This window comes from Streptomyces sp. NPDC019396 (genome assembly GCF_040632375.1).
In the GTDB taxonomy this organism is placed as follows: domain Bacteria; phylum Actinomycetota; class Actinomycetes; order Streptomycetales; family Streptomycetaceae; genus Streptomyces.
In genome coordinates this window covers 40,541-62,021 of record NZ_JBEYBS010000029.1, presented here as the reverse complement: position 1 = coordinate 62,021, position 21,481 = coordinate 40,541, and the positions used below count along the sequence as shown (strand labels likewise).

General features: G+C 69.8%; 15 protein-coding genes. 4 read left to right on the top strand and 11 right to left on the bottom strand.

The window, feature by feature from the left end:
* The first annotated feature begins 269 nt into the window (after positions 1–269).
* The gene (locus ABZ532_RS27145; RefSeq protein ID WP_361289077.1) at positions 270–839 is read left to right on the top strand and encodes a winged helix-turn-helix domain-containing protein; all 570 of its coding nucleotides are present in this window, start codon (positions 270–272) and stop codon (positions 837–839) included.
* A gap of 88 nt (positions 840–927) precedes the next feature.
* On the opposite strand, the gene ABZ532_RS27140 is transcribed toward ABZ532_RS27145, so the two are convergent.
* The gene (locus tag ABZ532_RS27140; protein ID WP_361289074.1) at positions 928–2,361 is read right to left on the bottom strand and encodes a PepSY domain-containing protein; all 1,434 of its coding nucleotides are present in this window, start codon (positions 2,359–2,361) and stop codon (positions 928–930) included.
* Positions 2,362–2,411: 50 nt separating this feature from the next.
* Positions 2,412–2,981, bottom strand: coding sequence for a hypothetical protein (locus ABZ532_RS27135; protein ID WP_361289071.1), 570 nt, complete (start codon positions 2,979–2,981; stop codon positions 2,412–2,414).
* 310 nt (positions 2,982–3,291) lie between these two features.
* Between ABZ532_RS27135 and ABZ532_RS27130 the strand changes: the two genes are divergently transcribed.
* Positions 3,292–4,305 carry an NAD-dependent epimerase/dehydratase family protein gene (locus tag ABZ532_RS27130; RefSeq protein WP_361289068.1) on the top strand — a complete coding sequence of 338 codons (1,014 nt, stop codon included), beginning with the start codon at positions 3,292–3,294 and terminating at the stop codon, positions 4,303–4,305.
* 139 nt (positions 4,306–4,444) lie between these two features.
* Complete coding sequence (locus ABZ532_RS27125) at positions 4,445–5,986, top strand: DUF1996 domain-containing protein (protein ID WP_361289065.1); 1,542 nt, start codon at positions 4,445–4,447, stop codon at positions 5,984–5,986.
* A gap of 65 nt (positions 5,987–6,051) precedes the next feature.
* On the opposite strand, the gene ABZ532_RS27120 is transcribed toward ABZ532_RS27125, so the two are convergent.
* Entirely contained in the window at positions 6,052–6,540 is a 489-nt protein-coding gene (locus tag ABZ532_RS27120; RefSeq protein WP_361289062.1) for a hypothetical protein, read from the bottom strand.
* Between the two features lie 117 nt (positions 6,541–6,657).
* On the bottom strand, positions 6,658–6,990 hold the full coding sequence (locus ABZ532_RS27115; protein WP_361289059.1) for a hypothetical protein: 333 nt from the start codon (positions 6,988–6,990) through the stop codon (positions 6,658–6,660).
* A gap of 115 nt (positions 6,991–7,105) precedes the next feature.
* Between ABZ532_RS27115 and ABZ532_RS27110 the strand changes: the two genes are divergently transcribed.
* Complete coding sequence (locus tag ABZ532_RS27110; RefSeq protein ID WP_361289057.1) at positions 7,106–7,825, top strand: TetR/AcrR family transcriptional regulator; 720 nt, start codon at positions 7,106–7,108, stop codon at positions 7,823–7,825.
* Positions 7,826–7,876: 51 nt separating this feature from the next.
* Here the strand turns inward: ABZ532_RS27110 and pulA are convergent, their stop codons facing one another.
* The 7 genes from pulA to ABZ532_RS27075 form a co-directional block, all read right to left on the bottom strand.
* Entirely contained in the window at positions 7,877–13,228 is a 5,352-nt protein-coding gene (gene pulA, locus ABZ532_RS27105; RefSeq protein WP_361289054.1) for a pullulanase-type alpha-1,6-glucosidase, read from the bottom strand.
* Between the two features lie 125 nt (positions 13,229–13,353).
* Positions 13,354–15,042, bottom strand: a complete 1,689-nt coding sequence (locus tag ABZ532_RS27100) for a carbohydrate-binding module family 20 domain-containing protein (protein ID WP_361289051.1) — start codon at positions 15,040–15,042, stop codon at positions 13,354–13,356.
* A gap of 425 nt (positions 15,043–15,467) precedes the next feature.
* On the bottom strand, positions 15,468–16,514 hold the full coding sequence (locus ABZ532_RS27095) for a LacI family DNA-binding transcriptional regulator (RefSeq protein ID WP_361289048.1): 1,047 nt from the start codon (positions 16,512–16,514) through the stop codon (positions 15,468–15,470).
* The gene (locus tag ABZ532_RS27090) at positions 16,499–18,190 is read right to left on the bottom strand and encodes a glycoside hydrolase family 13 protein (protein WP_361289045.1); all 1,692 of its coding nucleotides are present in this window, start codon (positions 18,188–18,190) and stop codon (positions 16,499–16,501) included. Before ABZ532_RS27090 ends, ABZ532_RS27095 begins: the two co-directional genes overlap by 16 nt.
* Positions 18,191–18,244: 54 nt before the next feature.
* A complete protein-coding gene (locus tag ABZ532_RS27085; RefSeq protein WP_361289113.1) occupies positions 18,245–19,105 on the bottom strand; it encodes a carbohydrate ABC transporter permease in 861 nt (286 codons plus the stop codon).
* 20 nt (positions 19,106–19,125) lie between these two features.
* Positions 19,126–20,139: a sugar ABC transporter permease gene (locus ABZ532_RS27080; protein ID WP_361289042.1), complete on the bottom strand. Its 1,014-nt coding sequence runs from the start codon at positions 20,137–20,139 to the stop codon at positions 19,126–19,128.
* Positions 20,140–20,155: 16 nt separating this feature from the next.
* Positions 20,156–21,430 carry an extracellular solute-binding protein gene (locus ABZ532_RS27075; protein WP_361289039.1) on the bottom strand — a complete coding sequence of 425 codons (1,275 nt, stop codon included), beginning with the start codon at positions 21,428–21,430 and terminating at the stop codon, positions 20,156–20,158.
* Positions 21,431–21,481: the final 51 nt, after the last annotated feature.

Here is a 21,481-nt window from a genome sequence, read left to right as displayed (position 1 = left end):
ATCAGTGAGAAGGCTCTGCTGCCGCCGCCCGCTGTCTGCTTGAATGAGAGCATGGCCAGTACCCGGGACTTCGCGAAAGGTCGCGGCGGCAGCGACCTCGAGCCGTTCTGGCCGTCCCGCCAGCACCACGACTTCGACCGTGTGTGTTGCCGCGCGAGGAACGCTTCGGCCCTCTAAAGCCCCGTCGGACCTCCCGGTCCAGGTGCCTTCGGCCGACGCGCATGTCGTACGTACCCCACGATTCCTCTGCGCGAAAGAGTTGACCTCTCATGGCGAACACCGCTGTCACGACCGGTCGGCACCGGCTCCGGGCTGTCGGCCCGGACGAGGCCGTGCATGTCGCGGACTTCCTTCCACCGGGCACCACCTGGCTGCCCGCGCCACCGCACACCCTGCCCACCCTGCCGGGCCGCCCACCGATGGTGGGCTATCTGGTGCTCGTACCGGCAGACCAGCAGCCGCCGCCCTCCCCCCTGCCCGCAGCGCCCGTGCCGGTGGCGGAGCACGAAGTCCACGGCCAGGACGAGAAACAGATCCGGAAGGACCAGGGCCAGGGCGAAGGGCCGGTACGGATCGACTCCGCCCGGCGGACCGTCGCGATCGACGGCCGGGTGCTCGGGCTCACCTATCTGGAGTTCGAGCTGCTGGCCCATCTGGTCGCGCATCCGCACCGGGTGCACACGCGCGACCAGCTGGTGGAGACCGTCTGGGGCTACGGTCACGTGGGCGACGGCCGGACCGTCGACGTCCATGTGGCCCGGCTGCGCCGCAAGCTGGGCGCGGAACACCGCCACACCATCCAGACCGTGCGGCGGGTCGGCTACAAGTACGCCCCCTGAACCCTGAGCAGGGGCCGTAGGTCCCCCAAGACCCGTCAGACCCGGGGTCCGGTACCGGACCCCGGGTCTGTGCCGGTCGGTGCCGGGTCTACGCCTGCGCGCCGGCCCTTCTGCGGGCCACGAAGCCCAGGGCTATGTCGATCACCAGGAACACCAGCAGGCTGAGGCCGAGCAGCGGCACGAACCACCCGACCAGCGCCGTCACCGCGGCCAGCGGCAGCAGCATGGTCACGGGCACCTTGCGCCAGGCTCCGCGCGGCATCGGGCGGCCGGTGCTGAGCTTGCGTTCCTTCGTGGGCCTGCGCAGCCACCACATGCGGTAGCCCCAGACCACGAGGAACATCAGCGCGACGGCGAGCGCGGCCAGGGCGAGCTGGTTGGCCAGACCGAAGGTGTAGCCCATGTGGACGTCGATACCGAAGCGGGTCAGCTTGGCGAGCAGCGGGTAGTCCTCGAACGGCAGGGTGTCCATCACCCGTCCGTCGGCCGGGTCGACGGCCACGGTGTCGAGGTGGACCGGGAATTCCCGGTCGCGCTCCTTGACCACGTACCCCTGGCCCTCGCTGGGCAGGGTGATCTGGATCTGCTCCTCGACGCCTTCGGCCCGCGCCGCCTCGACCACCTTGTCCAGGCCGACGTCCGGGCCGGTGGCCTGCTGCGGGGTGGTGCCGTGGCCGGTCCCGTGGCCCTGGTGGGAACCGCCGGAGTCCTGGCCGTCGAGTGCGGCGGCGACCGCCGGGGTGGCCCCGCCGAGCTGGGTCTGGATCTTGTCGATGTTGGCACCGGCATAGGTCGACCAGGTCAGACCGGTGGCGGAGAGCACGAGCAGACCGACCACGGCCCACAGGCCGACGGAGCCGTGCCAGGAGAGCGTCCTGCGGCGGCCGGTGGCGGAGCGGTCGGGCAGGAACAGCGCCTTGCGGCTCGCCCGCTTGCGGCCGATCCACAGCAGCAGACCGCCGAGGGCGACGACCCACATCCAGCTCGCGGCCATCTCGCTGTAGATCCGGCCCGACTCACCGAGCTGAAGGTTGGAGTGGAGGCCCGACAGCCAGGTGCGTATCGGCAGCGCGTCGCCGGAGGTCTCCAGCTCCCCGCGCACCTTTCCGGTGTAGGGGTCGACGAAGACGGTGAGTTCCTTGCCCTCGGCGACCTCGGGGCTCTGCATGAGCACCCTGGTGGTCGCGCCTTCCTCCGGGGACGGCCACACGGCGGTGACGGTGCCCTGGGGGTGGGCCTCGCGGGCGGCGGTGACCTGGGTGTCGAGCGGCATGGCGCCGGCGCCGACGTCGGTGGTCAGCTCATGGCTGTAGAGCACCTTCTCGGCCGGCAACGAGAGTGCGTACAGCAGTCCCGTGGTCGCGGCGATGAAGAGGAGGGGGGCGACGAGCACGCCCGCGTAGAAGTGGATACGCAGCACGAGCGGGCGCAGCGCGCTCCAGGTGGAGGAGCGGGGAGTGGGGGTGGTGGCCGCGGTGGGGGCGGCCGGCTCTTCTGGTCTTACGGAGTCGTCAATGGCCATGGCAGTCCTCGAAGTTGTGCACGTTGACATGGGGAGTTGCGGTCCCCGGGTCAGACGTACGCTCCGGGGGCCGTGGCACGGGGGACGAAGGACCGCGGCGGGCCGCGCCGCGACAGCGCGTGTGCGAGGACGACGCCTTCGAAGCGCCGGGCGGCGCGGGTGCGGGGCGCTACGGGCCGCTTCGGCAGCTCCGGTACGCGGACGACGGCCAGCACCCGGCGCAGGGGCGCGAAGGCGAGGCAGCCGACCGTACGGGCGAGCTGGAAGAAGGCCGCTTCACCCCGGGCGAGCCACAGTGCGCACACCAGGGCACCGATGACATGGGCCGCGACCATGTCGGCGGAGGGGGCGCCGGCCATCGGTGCCAAGGCGGTGGGACCGCTCGGGGCGCCCGCCATGGTTTCGAGTGCCATGGCCTCGGAACCCATGGAGTCGGTCCCCATCAGGTGCGTGCGGCCGCCGCCGTGTGCCGGCGCACCGTATGTGTCGGCCCCGGCGAACAGCAGGTGCAGGGTGCCCTGGACGGCCAGGAGTCCCGCGCCGATGGAGAACGCGCCCCTTCGGCGAGTGCCTGCGAGCCAGGCCGCTCCCCAGCTGACCGAGAACGCGCAGAGCAGCACGGCGGCAGGTAGATCATGCCCAGACAGGGACGAATGCCCAATCGCCGTCAAAGCCGAGCACACCGCTGCGAAAAGTGCGGCTCGGAGGGCGCGTATCGGCGACCGGGTATCCGTCATGGCCCGGACATGGTGCCATCCTGTCCGCCGGTAACGGCAGCCCAGGGTCCCGATGAGTCTCTTGCGAGGACCTCCCGCGGCTCCTCCGCCCCCCTTGTTGCTCTGCTTCCCCCGGTTTCCCTGGCAGCGGAATCGTTCCCCTGCGAGCGGAATGAGTCGCCGCCCGCACCCCGGGAGCGGCACAGTCATGATCATGAGACTTCTGGTGCTGGGTGGGACGGAGTTCGTGGGCCGGGCGGTCGTGGAGGCGGCGCTGGCACGCGAGTGTGAGGTGACGGTCTTCCACCGGGGGCGGCATCCGGCCCCCGAGGGGGTGACCGTGCTGCACGGCGACCGGGAGGCGCCGGGCGGACTGAAGGCGATCGAGGAGGCGGCCGCGGCGGCCGGCGACTGGGATCTGGTGGTGGACACCTGGTCGTCCGCGCCCCGGGCCGTACGGGAGACGGCACGGCTGCTCGCCGACCGGGCGGGGCGCTACGCCTATGTGTCCAGTCGCTCCGTCTACGCATGGCCGCTGCCGGCGGGCACCGGCGAGGACGCCCCCATGGTGGACGGCGCCGCGGCCGACGCGGAGGCCACCGACTACGCCCGGGACAAGCGGGGCGGCGAGCTGGCCACGGTGGAGGCTTTCGGCGAGGAGCGTTCCCTGCTGGCGCGGGCGGGACTGATCATCGGCCCCTGGGAGAACGTGGGACGGCTGCCGTGGTGGCTGAACCGGATCGCCCGAGGTGGCCCGGTCCCCGCGCCCGGCCCGCGCGACATCCCGTTGCAGTACATCGACGCACGCGATCTGGCGGAGTGGGTGCTCGACGCGCCGGACCGGGGGCTGTCCGGCGCGTACAACGTGGTGAGCGCACCGGGGCACACGACCATGGGCGAGCTGCTGGAGGAGTGCGTCCGGGTCACCGGAGCGGACGCACGGCTGTGCTGGCTCGACGAGGAGACGATCACCGGCGCGGGAGTCGCCCCCTGGACGGATCTGCCGATCTGGCTCCCGCGTGGCGAGCTGCACGACGCACTGCACCGGGCGGATGTGTCCAAGGCTCTGGCCGCGGGCCTGCGCTGCCGCCCGGTCGCGGAGACGGTGGCGGACACCTGGACCTGGCTGCGCTCCCTGGACGGGGCGATTCCGCTGCGTGCGGTGCGCAGCCCCGCGGGTCTGACGCCCGAGCAGGACGCGGCACTACTGGCCGGATTCCGCTCCTGATCCACCCCCGGCCGCGAGGTCTCTACGATTTCCACCCGGTTTGCGCACAGAGAAACCTACGAATTACCCATCCCGCTGAACGGTGTCCCGATGTCCCCCGTATGGAACGACGCGCTACCCCTCCCGGGATTGGAGTTCCATGGGACGCACATCACGCAAACGCTCAACGCTGGCAAACCGGGCGATCGCTGCCTCGGCTGCCCTCATTCTGGGCGGGGGTGGGTTGGTAGCGGCCAATTACTACGCTTCCGCAGGGGAGGGCTGGACCGGCCAGCGTCCGCTCCAGTCCACGAACGGATGGCAGTCGGTGTCCACCATCGACTGTCCCGACGTCGGAAACGAGATCCCCGAAGTGCCCCAACAGGTACGCGGATCGGTTGACCGCCAACTCGCCACACTGGATTCCCAGATCACCAGGGCCTACCAGAGATTCGCCGAGAACAAGCAGCGGGTGCAGAGCGACCGCACCTACGGCCAGCAGCAGATCCTCACGCCGCTGCAGAACGAGCGCCTGGTGATCATCCAGCGGATCATCGCCCTGCTCAACCAGCAGCGGACCGCTCAGAAGCCCCAAGGGCTCCAGTCGATGGCATCGTGCGAACTGCGCGGCGATGACAACAACACCGGCGGTCAGAACAACGGCGGCCAGGACCAGAACGGCGGTGGCCAGGAGCAGGCCGACAACCAGGGTCAGGGTGACGGCGGCCAGGACAACGGCGGCGACGGCGGTCAGAACAACGGCGGCCAGGACCAGGGCGGAGCAGGTCAGGCCGGCAACGGCCCGGAGACCGGCGACTTCGTGGACATCACCACCGTCCAGCCGAACGTGCAGAGCCCCCGCAAGCTCCGCAACGCGTCCCGCGGCACCTTCACCACCAGCTGCGGCCGGAACGAGAACGGCAAGTTCAACCCGGACAACGTCATCGTGGCGCCCGGTGTGAGCAACGGCGCCCACCACATGCACGACTACGTGGGCAACCAGGCCAACGACGCCTTCGCCAGCGACGACGACCTCGCCAACGGGCAGACGACCTGCCGCAACCAGGGCGACAAGTCGACCTACTACTGGCCGGTGCTGCGCGTGCAGAACGGTCAGGACGAGAACGACGTCCAGGCCGACGGCGGCGGCAAGGACAAGAACGTCGGCGAGATCCAGACACCGTCCCAGGTGACCCTGAACTTCGTCGGCAGTCCGGTCGGCAAGGTCACCGCGATGCCGAAGTTCCTGCGGATCATCACGGGTGACGCCAAGGCGTTCGTCAACGGCAACGCCAACGCCAACGCCTCCTGGAGCTGCACGGGCTTCGAGAACCGCCAGCTCAAGGACAAGTACCCGGTCTGCCCCGAGGGCAGCAAGGTCGTGCGGTCGTTCAAGTTCCAGAGCTGCTGGGACGGCCAGAACACCGACAGCGCCAACCACCGCACCCATGTCGCCTTCGCCGACCAGAACGGCCGCTGCCAGAACGGCTTCAAGGCCATTCCGCAGCTCGTCCAGCGGATCGTGTACGACGTGCCGCCGCCGGTCTTCGACGGGAACAACCCGAGCGTCTTCGCGGTCGACTCGTTCCCCGAGCAGCTGCACAAGCCGGTCACGGACCACGGCGACTTCATCAACGTCTTCGACGAGAACCTGATGAACAAGGTGGTGAACTGCATCAACACCGCTCGCAGGTGCCGGTAGCCTTCACGAGCACCCGAAAGGGCCCGCCGTTCACGGCGGGCCCTTTCGGCGTTCCGACGAGCGTCTCAGTTGTGTCCGGAGTGGTCCATGCCCGAGTGCTCACTTCCGGAGGGCTCACTGCCGGTGTGGCCGCTGCCCGTGTGCCCACCGTGCGAGGCGCCGGTCTCCACATCCCCGCCGAGCCGGTCGCGCAGCGCGGTGACCACCTTCTCGTCGCCGCTCACGACCCACTTGCGGCCGACGAGATAGGCGCCGCCGTAGTCGTTGGCCTCGTTGATCCACTCGCGCTGGCCCCGGTCGGTCGCGAAGGTGGTCAGCACATACTTGCCGTCCTTCGTCGCGCAGTTGGCCTGCCGGAGTTCCTTGGCGTCCGTGGAGACGTTCGGCCTGCACGTGACCTTGGCGGCCAGCTCTTCCAGCGACCCCGTCGCCGTCTCGGGCACGTCAGCGGCTTTCTCGTCATCCGGGACGCAGCCCGTGAGAGCCGTGACGGCCGTCAGGGCGAGCGCGGCCAGGGCTATCGGTGCGGTGCTTCGACGTCGGTCCGTACGCATCCAGCCATCCTGCCTGCTCGCCCCGCTGGTGTCACCGGGCAAGAGGGGCGGCGCGGGGTGACGTGCCGCACGGAACACCGAGGTGCTGTCCGGGCCGGGGAACAGACGGGCCACGGGTCAGGGCAGCAGCAGCCAGTCCGCCGCGAGTGCCGCCACCAGGCCCGCACCCAGCAGCCAGCTACCCAGCCGGGTACGGCCGTGACGGCTCAGCTCGATGACCACCCCGCACAGGATCATGGCCAGTCCGTAGACCCCCACCACCAGTACGGACGTACGGCTGGCGAGCCGCACCACGAGCACGGCGGCCAGCGTCACCAGCAGCGCGGACGCCACGGCGATACGCACCACCCGGGCCTGGCGGGGAGTCATGCCCGTGCGCTCCGGGAGTGCTTCCAGCTCACCCGGAGCCTCCGACTCCGGTACCGGGGCTTCCTGGTCAGATGCGGTCATATCCCCGGAGCCTACCGGGAGTGCCGCGGCGGCGGTTCACTGACCGGCGCTGTCCCTGTGCGGGCCGGCGCCCGACCGACTCCGACCCGCTCCGACCGGCCGTTAGGCTGTTCGCATGACGACCGGGGTTCGCCGCAGGATGGGCGTCGAAGAGCGCAAACAGCAGTTGATCGGGGTGGCGCTGGAGTTGTTCAGCCACCGCTCCCCCGACGAGGTGTCCATCGACGAGATCGCCACCGCGGCGGGGATCTCACGCCCGCTCGTCTACCACTACTTCCCCGGCAAGCAGAGCCTGTACGAGGCGGCGCTGCGGCGAGCGGCCGACGATCTGGCGGCCCGCATCGTGGAGCGGCACGAAGGGCCGCTCGGCGGACGGCTGCTGCGGGTGATGTGCCGGTTCTTCGACTTCGTGGACGAGCACGGCCCCGGCTTCTCAGCGCTGATGCGGGGCGGCCCCGCGGTCGGCTCCACCCGGACCAATGCCATGGTCGAAGAGGTCAGGCAGGCCGCCTACGACCACGTCATGGCCCATCTCGGCGTCAGCGACCCGCCGCCCCGGCTGCGCCTGGTCGTCCGTTCCTGGGTGTCGCTCGCGGAGTCGACGGCACTGATCTGGCTCGACGGGCGGGAGATTCCACGGGCTGAGCTCGAACGGCAGCTGGTGCACGACTTCGTGGCCCTGGTCGCCGTACCCGCCGCGTACGACCCGGTGATGGCGGAAGTGCTGGGTCGCCTGCTCGGCGAGGAACCGGCCGACGGCCCCTTCGGTGAGCTGATCGGCCGGTTGGCGACGCTGGTGCCCGAGGCGGTGCGCCTGCCGGGGCAGCGCGCCTGAGCCGGCCGTACGAGGCGTACGAAACCGGCCCGGGCGCACCGCCCTGACGGGTCAGCCGCGGGTGAAGACCGCGACGGTGCGCCCCGGCACCGTGAAGGTCCCCGATTCGGGCGCGTACGAGGCCGACTTCACGGTGGCGTCGGAGCCCGCGGCCTGCACCGGGTGCAGGGCGTACGGGGTGCCCGCGAGTGCCGCCACCCGCTGGTCCCGGGTCGTCGGCGTGGCGTTGAAGACCACGGTCAGCTTCCCGAGCCGCATGGTGATGACGCCCGGTGTCTCGTCCGCGCCCGAGAGCGGGAAGGACAGCGCCGACTGCACCGCGTCCGCCGTGCCGAGCCCGAACACCGGCTCGCTGGTCCGGATCCGCAGCAGGTCACGGTAGGCGGCGGAGGCCCCGGAGATCTCGTCGCAGCCCGGCTTCAGCGCGGCGCCGGTCAGCAGCGGTTTGGCGTAGGGCCACTTGGCCTTGTTGTCGGCGGCGGGGGGCAGCCCCCGGCCGAAGCCGTTGCCGTCCCGGCAGTCCCAGTGGAGGGCGTTGAACCAGTCCCCGCTGTCGTAGGAGTTGCGGTCCAGCGACTTGGAGCGGAGCAGGTCCGAGCCCGCCTGGGAGAGCGCCGGCCCCTGGGAGAGGGCGGCGGTCGCCATGGCGAGCACCTGCATCCGCGCCCGGTCGGCGGCCGTGACCGTCGGCGGGAGTTTGTAGGCGAGGGCGTCGTACAGGCTCTCGTTGTCATGGGCGTCGGCGTAGGCGAGCGCGTCACCGGGCGCGGTGGCGTATCCGGCCGGGGAGCCGTTGTAGTCGACCTCGGAGCCCTTGACCTCCGCACCGCTGCTGTCGGTGAAACGGTACGAGGCCAGGTTTCCCGAAAGTCCGACCTTGATCAGGTCCTGGTAGTGCAACAGGCGGGACTTCTGCTCCTGTGGGGTGCCGTTGGCCTTCGAGGCGCCCGGCTCGGTGAACAGTCCGGAGGCGAAGCCCCGGATCCCCGGGTCCTCGTCGAAGGGTCCGCCGCCGCGCACGGCGTCGCGCGCCCGGTCGGAGAAGGTGGCGATCCCGGTGCCCGCCATGTTCTTCTGGGTGGCCTGGACGAAACGGGCGTCGTCGGCGATCTCGCCGAAGTTCCAGCCCTCCCCGTACAGGACGATGCTCTTGCCGTCCACGCCGTCCTTCTGCATGGTGAGGGCGTCGAGTGCTTTGCGGACGGCGAGGATGTTGGTCTTCGGGTGGTGGCCCATGAGGTCGAACCGGAAGCCGTCGACCTTGTACTCCCTGGCCCAGGTGACGACCGAGTCCACGACGAGCTTGCCCATCATGGCGTTCTCGGGGGCGGTGTTGGCGCAGCAGGTGGAGGTGGCCACGGTGCCGTCGGCGAGCAGCCGCTGGTAGTAGCCGGGCACGATCCGGTCCAGTACGGACTTGTCGTCCTGGCCGCCGGCGACGGTGTGGTTGTAGACGACGTCCATGACGGTCCGCAGTCCGGCCCCGTTCAGGCCCTGCACCATCTGCCGGAACTCGACCGTGCGGCTGGTGCCGTCGGGGTCGGACGCATACGAGCCCTCGGGCACCGTGTAGTGCAGCGGGTCGTAGCCCCAGTTGTAGGCGTCCTTGGCGGCTGCCTCGGTGACGCAGGCCTGCTGCTCCTCGGAGTCGGGGGCGTGGGCCGTGAGATCGCAGTCCGGGGTGGACTGGTCGGACTTCCGCTCGGGGATGGTGCCGATGTCGAAGACGGGCAGCAGATGGACATACGAGGTGCCGCTGTCGGCGAGCTGCTTCAGGTGCTTCATACCGGCCGACGCACGGTCGGTGAAGGCCAGATAGCCGCCGGGGTGCTTCACCGTGCGGTCGGCGACCGAGAAGTCGCGGACGTGCAGCTCCTGGATCTGAGCGTTCCGCAGCGGCACGGCGGCGGGCTTGCGCAGGGCGGCCCAGCCACTGGGGGCGAGCCCTGGGTCGGCGAGGTCGACGACCAGGCTGCGGGCCGAGTCGGTGGTGAGAGCTGTCGAGTAGGGGTCGGTGACCTTGTTGGTGACGAGCTTGCGCACACTGGGCGCCCAGACGGTCACGGCGTAGCGGTAGGGCTTTCCGCGCCAGCTCGCCGGGCCGGACACGGACCAGACGCCGGTGGTGTCGTCGCGCCTCATCCGCACGGTCCTGCCGTCGAGTTCGAGCGCCACATCGCGGGCGGTCGGTGCCCAGACGGAGAGGGTCGGGCGGCCCTTGCGGAACACCGGCCCGAGCGCGGCTTCCCCGGCCTTGCCGGCGTACAGGTCGTCGAGCACGCCCGGGATCTGCACCCCGGTGGCGGCGAGCAGGGCGCCCGCTTCGTTGCGCTGGGTGGCGATGAGCTGGCCACGCAGGGCACCCCGTACCCGGTCACGGTCGCGCGGGTCGACGACGAACGCCGGGTAGTCCTTGAGGTGCGGGTACTTCGCCTTCTGGGCGTCGGTGAGCGAGGAGGGGCTCAGCCGGAGCCACTGCCCCTCGTCGCTCAGCGCGCCGTCCGAGATCTCGATGCCGCCCCGCGGGGCGTACACGAGCTGCTGGCTGGTGGCGTCGGTGGCCTTCGCCTTCCAGACGACGGTGTTCCGGTCGATGAACTGGGCCTCGGCCTTCGTCAGGTCGAGTGAGAGCGCCCCGCCCGTCTGCGGCAGCAGATACTTCTGCTGCCCGGCCAGCATCCACACCTCGCGGCCATGGTCGGCGAAGGTCAGCGACTGGTCGGTCGGCAGGTCCTTCTGGTCGCCCTTGTGGACGATGTAGCTGAGCGAGGTGGCGCCGTCGGCGAGCGGCACCTCGAAGGTCACCCCGTACGCGTCCTGGCGGACCGGCATCAGCGGCTTGGACCAGTCGGTGGGTTCGGCGGCACCGGTCCAGGTGTGCAGACCCCAGCCGTCGTAGTCTCCCCCAGAGCCTTCGGCCTGGGAGGTACCCCCGTCGGGCCGCTGGTAGTGCAGCACGGCCTTCTTGGTGTCCTGCGGCGGGTACGCGCCCTCGGGTGCCGTGTCGGACTGGCCGTCCTGGCCCTGCGTGATCCAGACCTCGCCGGTGCGGGCGAGGCTGATGTCGCGCTGGGGGCCTTCGGTGGTGCCGTCCTTCTCCACGGTGTACGGGAGGGTGGCGGCGCCCTCGGGGACCTTGACCCAGGCGAAGGCACCGTAGGCGTCCCGGCCGGTGAACGCCGCGGTGGTCCCGGCGGCCTTCAACTGCCAGCCGTCGTAGCCCCCCTCGGTCCGCTTGTAGTGGACGACGGCGTAGTCGCGCTGGACGGCCGTCGGCTTCGCGGGCGGCGGGATCCTGCCCGCCGTGGAGGAGGCGAGGGCGCTCGCGGTGCGGCCGAGGCTGTCGACGGCCACCGCCTTGTAGCGCAGGGGCGTGCCGGCGGGGGCGGTGAGGTGCTGGGTGACCTTGTACGGGGCGTGGTCGGCTGTGCCGAGGGTGCGCCACTCGCCGTTGCCGACCTGGGCGGCGAACACCACCCGGTTGAGCTGCCCGCCCTGGACATCGGCGGTGAGCTCGACGGTGCCGGTGGCTCCGGTGGCCGGCGCCCTGAGCGTCAGGGACGGCTTGGCGGCGGGTGCGGCGAGTGGCTTGGTCGCACGCAGCACCAGCGAGGAGAGCGCGGGCACGGTGACGGTGATCTTCCCGTCCTCGGCGTGGACGGCACCGGAACCGCCGTACAGCACGCGGAAGTCGGCAGCGTCCACGGGCAGGGTGACCTTCTTCGGCGCCGTGGCGTTGTTCGTGGCGACGACGTACTCGACGCGCTGCCTCGCGTCCGTACGGGAGAAGGCGTACACGGACTTCTCGGCGCCTGAGGCGTACCGCTCCTGCTGGATTCCGTCACGCAGCGCCGGGTGCCTGCGGGTGAGTCCGGAGAGCGCGGCGATCGAGCGGTAGACCGGGTGCGCGGGGTCGTAGGCGTCGTCGGCGTGGGTGCGGTCGGTGCCGAGCTGGTCGTCGTCCAGGTAGTCGGCGGTCTTCGAGGCGAAGAGTGTCTGGCGGGCGTCCTTGTCGCCGCCGGCGCCGGTGAAACCCTGCTCGTCGCCGTAGTAGACCACCGGATTGCCCCGGCTGAGGAACATCAGCTCATTGGCGAGCCGGGCCCGCTTCAGCAGCTCGGCGTCGTCCGCGCCGGGGTTGTCCTGCTTGAGGAAGGTGCCGATGCGGCCCATGTCGTGGTTGCCGAGGAAGGTCACCTGCTCGTAGGCGTTGGCCTTGTCGGTGGTGTACCGGTAGTCGTCGGCGAGCACCCGCGCGAGCCGTCCGGCATCGGCGCCCTGGGAGGCGTAGGCACGAGCCGCGTCCTGGAAGGGGAAGTCAAGGGTGGCGTCCAGTCGTCCCCGGGTGACGTACGGGGACGTGACGGCCGTGTCGGCGGAGTAGACCTCGCCGAACATGAAGAAGTCGTCCCGGCCCCGCTTCGCGGCGTAGGCGTCGAGTGCGGTGGCCCACTGGGTCCAGAAGTCCAGGTCCACGTGCTTGACGGTGTCGATCCGGAAGCCGTCGATGCCGAAGTCGCGGACCCACTTCTCGTAGATCTTCTTCATGCCGTCCACGACCTCGGGACGCTCGGTCCACAGGTCGTCGAGGCCGACGAAGTCGCCGTACTCGGCGCTCTCCCCCGCCCAGGTCGAGTCGCCCCGGTTGTGGTACATCGTGGGGTCGTTGAGCCAGGCGGGGACCTTGGGGATCCGGCCGGGTCCCTGGACCGGGGTGTACGGGAAGGAGTCCGCGTCCACCTTCGCGATCCGGTCGCGGTCGTCGAAGGGGCGGCCCTCCTCGTCCAGGTAGGGGTAAGCGCCCTTGGGACGGTAGCCGTACTTCTTCTCGGCGTAGTCGACGGTGTCGGCGGTGTGGTTGGTGATGACGTCGAAGAAGACCTTCATGCCCTTGGCATGGGCCTTGCCGATCAGCCTGGTGAGGTCGGCGTTGGTGCCGAAGTGCGGGTCGACCTGGGTGAAGTCGGTGATCCAGTAACCGTGGTAGCCGGCAGAGGCCTCGTTCCCGGTGCCCTGCACCGGCCGGTTCTTGAAGATCGGCGCGAGCCAGATGGCGGTGGTGCCGAGGCCCTTGATGTAGTCGAGCCGCTGGGTCAGCCCCTTGAGGTCGCCGCCCTGGTAGAAGCCCTTGTCGCCGGGGTCGTAGCCGGTCTCCAGGCGTGAACCGGTCAGTCCGCCCCGGTCATTGGCCCGGTCGCCATTGGCGAAACGATCCGGCAGCACGAAGTAGAACTGCTCCCGGGTCAGATCGTGGCGGCTCGGCTCAGCGGCGAGCTTCGCGTCCGCCGGGGGTGCGGGTGGCTTGGCCGCCGCCGCGGGGACGGCGGGCGCGAGCGCCGCGCACAGGGCGGCGGCGAGCGTGGCCGCGACTGCTCTGCGCCTGCCGCGCAGGGGGCGTATCACAGGGGCTCTCCGTAGGTTGTGAGACTGACCGGGAAGGGTCCGGGAGGAGAAGGGAAGAGTGGTGTGCCGCTCCGCGCGCAGCGGGGTCGAGAGCGCGCGGAGCGGCAGTTCGGGGTGGTGGCGGTTCAGTCGCGCCAGGTGTCGTTCAGCGTGACCGTGCCGCTCGCGGGCACGGTCGCCGTGCGGTTGGCGCCGCTCTCCCACACGACGGTGCCGGTGGCGTCCTTGCGGATGTACTTGTACGCGAAGGCCGTACCGGCGGGCAGACCGACGTCGAGCTTCCACACCGGGTAGCTCGCCGGGTCGAGCTTCAAGGCGGCACCGGTGTTCCAGTTGCCGAGTGCCGGCTGATCGCCGGTGACATAAATGTTCTGACCGAACACGGTCGTGGCGCTGACGCCGAACGAGGCTCCCGCGGCGCTCGTCGAACCACCGCAGTTCCGTGCGCCCACGTGAAGCGCGACGGCGGTGTCGGCATCCAGGGTGCGGGTGAACTGCCCCGAGGCGTTGACCGTGACGCCCGTACCGGACTGGACGTCGCAGTAGGCGCCCGCGGGAAGCGAGGTCTGGAAGGTCCGGGTCAGCGGGGACGACTCGTGGTTGATGGCCACGAAGGCCTTGTCGCCGCGCCCGAAGGCGATCGCGTCCCCTGCGTTGTCCCACCAGTTCGTGACACCCTGACCGTGGGCCACGTTCCTGAAGGCGACCATCGAGGAGATCTCGCGCCATGCGTGCTGGCACTTCCAGCCGTCGCTGTAGCAGGCGTTCACCGTGCCGCCGTTCGGCGGTCCGGCGTCCCGGTCGGTCCACTCGTAGCCGGAGTGGACGTCCGGGGCCCCGTAGGGCCACGCCAGCATGAAGACGTTGGCGAGCGTGTAGCCGGCGCCGTCCTTGTAGCTGAGGGTGTCACCGCCGCGCTCGGTGTCGTGGTTGTCCACGAAGACGGCGGACCGGCCACTCGCCATATAGCCCCAGCCCTCGCCGAAGTTCTTCAGGTGGGCGAGGTTCTCGTTGTTGAGGACCCGCTTGAGGTCGCGTGCGTAGCGGAACTCCTGGACGTCTCCGTTGCCGAGGTACTCGCTGGGCGAGACGGCCTCACCGGCTCCGTGGATGGCCTCCTGCTTCCAGTACACGCCGGGGTTGCCGAGCTTGGCCTTGATGGCGGCGAGGTCGGCGGCCGGTATGTGCTTGGCGGCGTCGATCCGGAAGCCGTCGACGCCCAGCGACAGCAGGTCGTCCAGATAGCCCGCGATCCTGGTGCGGACGTACTCCTCACCGGTGTCGAGATCGGCGAGCTGCACCAGTTCGCAGTTCTGGACGTTGGCGCGGTCCTGGTAGTTGGTGATCTGCGCGGTGCAGTCGTCCATGTCCCGGGAGGAGTACAGACCGGGGTAGCCGTACTTCGTGTACGGCGAACCGCCCGTGCCGGTACCGCTGCCGGCGGCCATGTGGTTGATGACGGTGTCGGCGACGACCTTCACGCCCGCCGCGTGGCAGGCGCCGACCATCGCGGAGAACGCGGCACGGTCACCGAGCCGCCCCGCGATCCGGTAGCTGACGGGCTGGTAGGACGTCCACCACTGCCCGCCCTGTATGTGCTCCTGGGGCGGGGAGACCTGGACGTATCCGTAACCGGCGGGCCCGAGCGTGTCGCTGCACGCACGGGCGACTGAATCGAAGCGCCATTCGAAGAGGACGGCGGTGACATCCTTGCTGCCCGGCGGGGCCGCCTGTGCGGCTCCCGGTGGCGCGAGCACCACTGTCGCCGCACCCGCCACGAAGGCGAGGGCGGCGGCCAGGGACCTGCTGGCCATGTGGTTCCTCCTGCGGCTCAGGAAGGGAGTGGGGGAGGTCGGTGCGGAGGGCCCGGGTGGGGATGGGGATTGAATGTTCTTGCTGCAAGACTGCAAGGCCCTCTGTGCAGGTGACCGTAGGGCCAGTGAGTCCAACGGTCAACAGTTTCGACATCTGCAGGACTCATGGAAGACATGAGTCCGCAAGAAATTGCACGAGAGGCGCGTAGCACCCGGGAGTCCGCGTCCGTACGTCGTGCCCGCGGCGGGCATGACTTCGAGGAGCGGCATGGCGCCGCTCCTCGAAGCCTTCATCAGCCCCGGCTTCCCCCGGCCTCCGGTCGCGGCCTGCGCAGTGCCGCTCCCGCCGGCGGTGCCCGCCATGCACCCCGGACCCAGGTCATCGGCGGGACCCTGTCGTCGTGGTCGTCGTGCCGGCGACCGCCTCAGCGCGAAGGACGCGCCGTGGACCCCCGTACCACCAGCTCCGGCTGGAACAGGTACTCCGTGGTCGGCACGGGATTGCCGCGGATCTCCTCCAGCAGCGCGCCGACGGCCGTCGACGCCATCGCGTGTACGGGCTGGCGCACCGTGGTCAGCGGCGGGTCCGTGAAGGCGATCAGCGGGGAGTCGTCGTAGCCGACCACCGAGACCTGGCCCGGTACGTCAAGGCCCCGCTCGCGGGCGGCGCGGATCGCGCCGAGGGCCATCATGTCGCTGCCGCAGACGATGCCGGTGCAGCCCGCCTCGAACAGCTCGGCCGCCGCGGCGTGGCCGCCCTCGACGCTGAACAGGGTGTGCCGGACGTACCGTTCGGCGCCCGGTCCCGCCGTCGCGAGGAAGCCCTCCGTCTTGCGGAGGGACGGCACGTAGCGGACCGGGCCGACCGCCAGACCGATCCGGTCGTGGCCCAGTTCGGCCAGATGGCGCACGGCCATGGCGGCGGCCATGTGGTCGTCCGTCGAGACGAAGGGGGCCGAGATCCGCGCGTTGTAGCCGTTGATGAGGACGAACGGGACCTTGCGGGCGGCGAGTTCGGCGTAGCGCGCGGGGTCGGCCGAGGTGTCGGCATGGAGCCCGGACAGGAAGACGATGCCGTCGGCACCGCTCTCCTCGAGCTGCTCCACCAGCTCGTCCTCCGTGGCCCCGCCGGGCTGTTTGGCGCACAGCAGCGGGGTGTAGCCGTAGCCGCTCAGCGCCTGCTCGACGACCTGCGCGAACGCCGGGAACACCGGATTGGTGAGCTCGGGCACCACCAGCCCCACCAGCCCGTCACTGCGCCTGCGCAGCCGTACGGGCCGCTCGTAGCCGAGTACGTCCAGCGCTGCCAGCACCCGGGTCCTGGTCGCCGCCGATACGCCCGGTTTGGCGTTGAGCACGCGGCTGACCGTGGCCTCGCTGACGCCCGACTGGGCCGCGATGTCGGCGAGCCGAGGAGCGGCCACCCCCGTGCCGCCGCTCCTCGGCCGGGGGACGGTCACACCGCCCACCACGCCGTGCTGTCGGCGGGCAGCACGACCGTTCCGCCGCCGGCGCCTTCGCCGAACGCCACCGGACCACTGGCCAGCAGCAGGGCGCCGGGGACAGGCAGTTCCACGTCCGCACCCGTGGTGTTGGTGGTGCAGACGAAGCCGTCGCGGGCCAGGGCGAGCACGCCTTCGGGCGCGTCCAGCCAGGTCACCGCGTCACCCGCGCCAAGGCCGGGGTGCTCACGGCGTACCGCGAGGGCCGCCCGGTACAGCTCCAGCGTCGAGCCCGGCACACCCGTCTGGGCCTCCACACTCAGCTCACCCCACGAATCCGGCTGCGGGAGCCAGCTGCCACCGCTGCCGAAACCGTACGACGAACCCGAGCGCGTCCACGGGATCGGCACCCGGCAACCGTCACGGAATCCGTCCTGGCCCTCGGCCCGGAAGAAGGACGGGTCCTGGCGCACCTCGTCCGGCAGGTCGGTGACGTCCGGAAGTCCCAGTTCCTCGCCCTGGTAGACGTACGCCGAACCCGGCAGCGCCAGCATCAGCAGTGTCGCCGCACGCGCCCGCCGCAGACCGAGCTCACGGTCACCCTGGTCGCGCAGCTGGGTGCCGAGACCGGGCGGGTTGGCGAAGCGTGTGGCGTGCCGGGTGACATCGTGGTTGGACAGCACCCAGGTGGTGGGGGCGCCGACGGGGCGCATCGCGGCCAGCGAGCCGTCGATGACTCCGCGCAGCTCCTGCGCATCCCAGTTCGTGGTCAGGTACTGGAAGTTGAAGGCCTGGTGCATCTCGTCCGGGCGGACATAGAGCGCGGTGCGCTCGACCGTCGGGGTCCAGGCCTCGGCGACGAGCACGCGCTGACCCTCGTACTCGTCGAGGATCCGCCGCCAGGAGCGGTAGATCTCGTGCACTCCGTCCTGGTCGAAGAACGGCATGACGTCGTTGCCGAGCAGCTTGAGCTGTTCGCTGCCACCGATGTCGGGCAGACCCGGGGCCTTGACCAGGCCGTGGGCGACGTCGACGCGGAAGCCGTCGGCGCCCAGGTCGAGCCAGAAGCGCAGGATCGAGCGGAACTCGTCCTGGACGGCGGGGTGTTCCCAGTTGAAGTCGGGCTGCTCGGGCGCGAAGAGATGCAGGTACCACTCTCCCCCGGCCTCGCCCCCATTGCCGTCCGGCTCCTCGACCCGGGTCCAGGCCGGTCCGCCGAAGATGGACTCCCAGTCGTTGGGGGGCAGTTCGCCGTTTACTCCCTTGCCCGGGCGGAAGTGGAAGCGCTCACGCAGCCGGGATCCGGGGCCCTCGCGCAGTGCCTGACGGAACCAGTCGTGCTGGTCCGAGCAGTGGTTGGGCACTAGGTCCACGATGACCCGCAGACCGAGTTCGTGGGCGGCGCGGATCAGCGCGTCGGCGTCGTGCAGGTTGCCGAACACCGGGTCGATGGCACGGTAGTCGGCGACGTCGTAACCGGCGTCGGCCTGCGGGGATGCGTAGAAGGGGCTGAGCCAGACCGCGTCGATGCCGAGCTCTTTGAGGTACGGGAGCCGGTCGCGTATGCCCGCGAGATCGCCCATGCCGTCGCCGTTGCCGTCGGCGAAGCTGCGCGGATAGACCTGGTAGATCACCGCGTCCCGCCACCAGCCGGTGTGCGTGCCACTGGTCGGGTGGTGGGCGGGGGCGGCGAGGTGCTGGGTCATTTCGTCCCTGGATGTGATCGGATGCGGAAGGTGTGGGGGGGCCGGGGCGGGGGCTCAGCCCTTGACGGCGCCGGCCGATACACCGGTCACCAGATGCCGCTGGGCGAAGAGGAACACGATCGCGGCGGGGATCGCGATGAGCACGGACGCCGCGGTCATCGGGCCCCACTGGGCGCCGTACTGGTTGACGAACTTCTGGAGCCCGCCGGCCAGGGTGAGGTTCTCGTCACCGACCATGAACGCGGAGGCGTAGGCCACCTCGCCCCAGGCGGTGATGAACGAGTAGAACGCCGTCACCGCGATACCGGGCTTGGCCAGCGGCAGGATCAGCCGCCAGAACGTGCCGAACGGGGTGAGCCCGTCGACCTGGCCCGACTCGTCGATCTCGCGTGGGATGGTGTCGAAGAAGCCCTTCATCATCCAGGCGCAGAACGGCACGGCGATGGTGAGGTAGGTGATCACCAGGCCGGCCGGCTCGTTGAGCAGCCCCAGGCCCGCCATGATGTTGTAGATCGGCACGATCAGCACCGCGACCGGGAACATCTGGGTGATCAGCAGGGTCCACATCAGACCCCGCTTGCCGGGGAAGCGGAAGCGGCTGACGGCGTAGCCGGTGGTGGCGGCCACGAACACGCCGAGCACCGTGGTGAGCCCGGCGACCAGCAGCGAGTTGCCGAACCAGGTGAGGAACTCGGTGTCGTCGATCAGCTTGGTGTAGTTCTCGAACGTCGTCTCTTTGACGAAGTCGGTGGTGGTCGCGTATTCCGCGGGCTTGAGGGAGGTCAGGAACACCCACAGCACCGGGAAGACGGCGATCGCGGACGCCACCACCAGCGTCAGATGCAGTCCGAGCGAGGCGAGCGGGGAGCGCCGGCCACGCACCGGGGCCTTCACCGATCCCACCGGGGCCTTCATCGGGACGTCGGTCGTCGTGGTCACCACGCTTCTCCCTGCTTGCGGAGGACTCGCCGGTAGACCGCGGCGAAGAGCATCAGGAGGACGAGGATCAGCACGCCCCATGTGGAGGACTGCGCGAAGTCGCGCGGGCTGATCTCGAAGGAGAACTTGTACGCCTGGGTCACCAGGATCTGGGTGGCCTCACCGGGGCCGCCCCGGGTCAGCAGGAAGATCACCGGGAACATGTTGAAGGTCCAGATGGTGCTCAGCAGGATCACGGTGGTGGACACCGAGCGCAGGCCGGGCATGGTGATGTGCCGGAAGCGCTGCCAGGCGTTCGCGCCGTCCATCTCGGCGGCCTCATAGAGTTCGCCGGGGATGGACTGGAGCCCGCCGAGCAGGGCGACCATCATGAACGGGACACCGAGCCAGACGTTGACGGCGATCACCGCCACCTTGGCCATCGTCGGGTCGTTCAGCCATGGCACGGCGTCGATGCCGCCGCCCGCGAGGAACTTGTTGAGCAGTCCGTTGTCCTCGTTGTAGAGGAAGCGCCAGGCGAATACGGAGACGAAGCCGGGCACGGCCCAGGGCAGGATCAGCATCATCCGGTAGAACGACCGGCCGGCGATCCGGCGGTTGAGGACGTTGGCGAGTGCGAGGCCCAGGCCGAAGGTGACGGCCACGCAGGAGACCGTCCACACCAGCGTCCACCCGAGAGTGTCGAGGAACTGGTCGCCGGTGAGCGCGTCGGCGTAGTTGTCGAGGCCGACGAATTCGTATGTCGCCGGGAGGTGGTTGACCCCGATCGACCGCTCGACGTTCCGCTCGTTGGCGTTGGTCAGCGACAGATAGATCCCGCGGACGAGCGGATAGCCGATGATCACCCCGATCACGATCACCACGGGGGCGACCATGGTCCAGGCGTACCAGTGTGTGGAGAGGGCGCGGCGGAGCTTGCCGGGCGCCGCTGCGGAGTCGCGGCGACGGCCGCGGGCCCTGTCGGGCTCCGCGGCCTTCGCCACCGACTGGCCGCTGGTGTGGACAGCCATCAGTCGGTCTCTTCCCTTACTTCCAGTCCTTGAGGAGCTTGCGGTAGGCGTCGCCCGCCGTCGAGGCTCCCTTGTCGGGGGTGGTCTGGCCGGTGAGGACCTTGGTGTACTCGGTCACGAGCGGGGCGAAGAGGCTGCCGCCCTCGGGGATCCAGGGACGCTCGACGGCCTTGTCGACGGCCGGCTTGAAGAAGCCGACGATCTCGTTGGCCGCGACCTTCGGGTTGGAGTAGACGGAGGTGCGGGTCGGGAGCAGGTTGAGCTCCTCGGCGACCTGGGTCTGGGCCTTGACGGAGGTCATGTACTCGACGAAGGCGTAGGAGGCCTCGAGGTTCTTGGATCCCGCGTAGACGGCGAGGTTGTGGCCGCCCTGCGGGGCGCCCTGGCCCGCGGAGCCGGCGGGCACCGGGGCGACGCCCAGGTTCGCCTTGTCCTTGAACTCCTTGCCGGCGTAGGTGTCGGCCACGGCCCAGGGGCCGTTGATCATCATGGCGACCTTGCCGTCCTTGAAGGCCGACTGCATGTTGTTCCAGCCGTCGGTGGCGTCGGTCTTGGCCACACCGGAGTCGACCAGGTCCTTGACGACCTTCAGGGCCTTGACGCCGGCCGGGTTGTCCACCGTGATCTGCTTCTTCTCGGCGTCGACCAGGTCGCCGCCCTCGCCGTAGAGGAAGGAGAGGAACCAGTAGGCGTCGTCGCCGCGCAGGTACAGGCCGGTCTTGCCGGTCTTGGACTTGATGGTCTTTGCGGCGGTCTTCAGCTCGGCGATGGTGGCGGGGACCTCGACACCGGCTTCCTTGAAGATCTTCTTGTTGTAGAAGACGCCCATGGTGTCGATGACCTGCGGGACGGCGTAGGTCTTGTCGTTGTACTTCGTCGAGGCGGCTGCCTGCTCCAGGAAGTCCTTGTCGTCCTTCAGCGCGGCGGTGCCGTCGAGCGGGGCGAGGTAGCCGAGGTCGGCGAACTCGGGGGTCCAGGCGACCTCGGAGCGGATGACGTCGGGGGCGCCGGAGCCGGACTGGGCGGCGTTCTTGAACTTGTTCTGCGCCTCACCGAAGGGCACATTCACATACTTGATCTTGACGTCGGGGTGCTGCTTGGTGAAACCCTCGGCCAGCTTCTTGAAGACCTTGTCCTCGCTGCCGACGGTCGACGTGTCCCACCACGTGACCGTACCCGACAGCTTGCCGCCCGAGCTGTTCTTCGCGCCCTCACTGTCGTCGCCGCCGCACGCGGTCGCCGAGAGCGCCAGGCTCGCGACCAGAGCGGTGGCCGCTATGCCACGTCGCATGTGAACTCCTTCGATGGGGCCGCACCATCACGGCGCCGATTCGTGGAGGAA

Coding starts and splice junctions, on each gene's coding strand:
- ABZ532_RS27145 (WP_361289077.1), top strand. CDS start 270: ATGGCGAACACCGCTGTCACGACCGGTCGGCACCGGCTCCGGGCTGTC.
- ABZ532_RS27140 (WP_361289074.1), bottom strand. CDS start 2,361: ATGGCCATTGACGACTCCGTAAGACCAGAAGAGCCGGCCGCCCCCACC.
- ABZ532_RS27130 (WP_361289068.1), top strand. CDS start 3,292: ATGAGACTTCTGGTGCTGGGTGGGACGGAGTTCGTGGGCCGGGCGGTC.
- ABZ532_RS27125 (WP_361289065.1), top strand. CDS start 4,445: ATGGGACGCACATCACGCAAACGCTCAACGCTGGCAAACCGGGCGATC.
- ABZ532_RS27120 (WP_361289062.1), bottom strand. CDS start 6,540: ATGCGTACGGACCGACGTCGAAGCACCGCACCGATAGCCCTGGCCGCG.
- ABZ532_RS27115 (WP_361289059.1), bottom strand. CDS start 6,990: ATGACCGCATCTGACCAGGAAGCCCCGGTACCGGAGTCGGAGGCTCCG.
- ABZ532_RS27110 (WP_361289057.1), top strand. CDS start 7,106: ATGACGACCGGGGTTCGCCGCAGGATGGGCGTCGAAGAGCGCAAACAG.
- ABZ532_RS27100 (WP_361289051.1), bottom strand. CDS start 15,042: ATGGCCAGCAGGTCCCTGGCCGCCGCCCTCGCCTTCGTGGCGGGTGCG.
- ABZ532_RS27090 (WP_361289045.1), bottom strand. CDS start 18,190: ATGACCCAGCACCTCGCCGCCCCCGCCCACCACCCGACCAGTGGCACG.
- ABZ532_RS27085 (WP_361289113.1), bottom strand. CDS start 19,105: ATGAAGGCCCCGGTGGGATCGGTGAAGGCCCCGGTGCGTGGCCGGCGC.
- ABZ532_RS27080 (WP_361289042.1), bottom strand. CDS start 20,139: ATGGCTGTCCACACCAGCGGCCAGTCGGTGGCGAAGGCCGCGGAGCCC.
- ABZ532_RS27075 (WP_361289039.1), bottom strand. CDS start 21,430: ATGCGACGTGGCATAGCGGCCACCGCTCTGGTCGCGAGCCTGGCGCTC.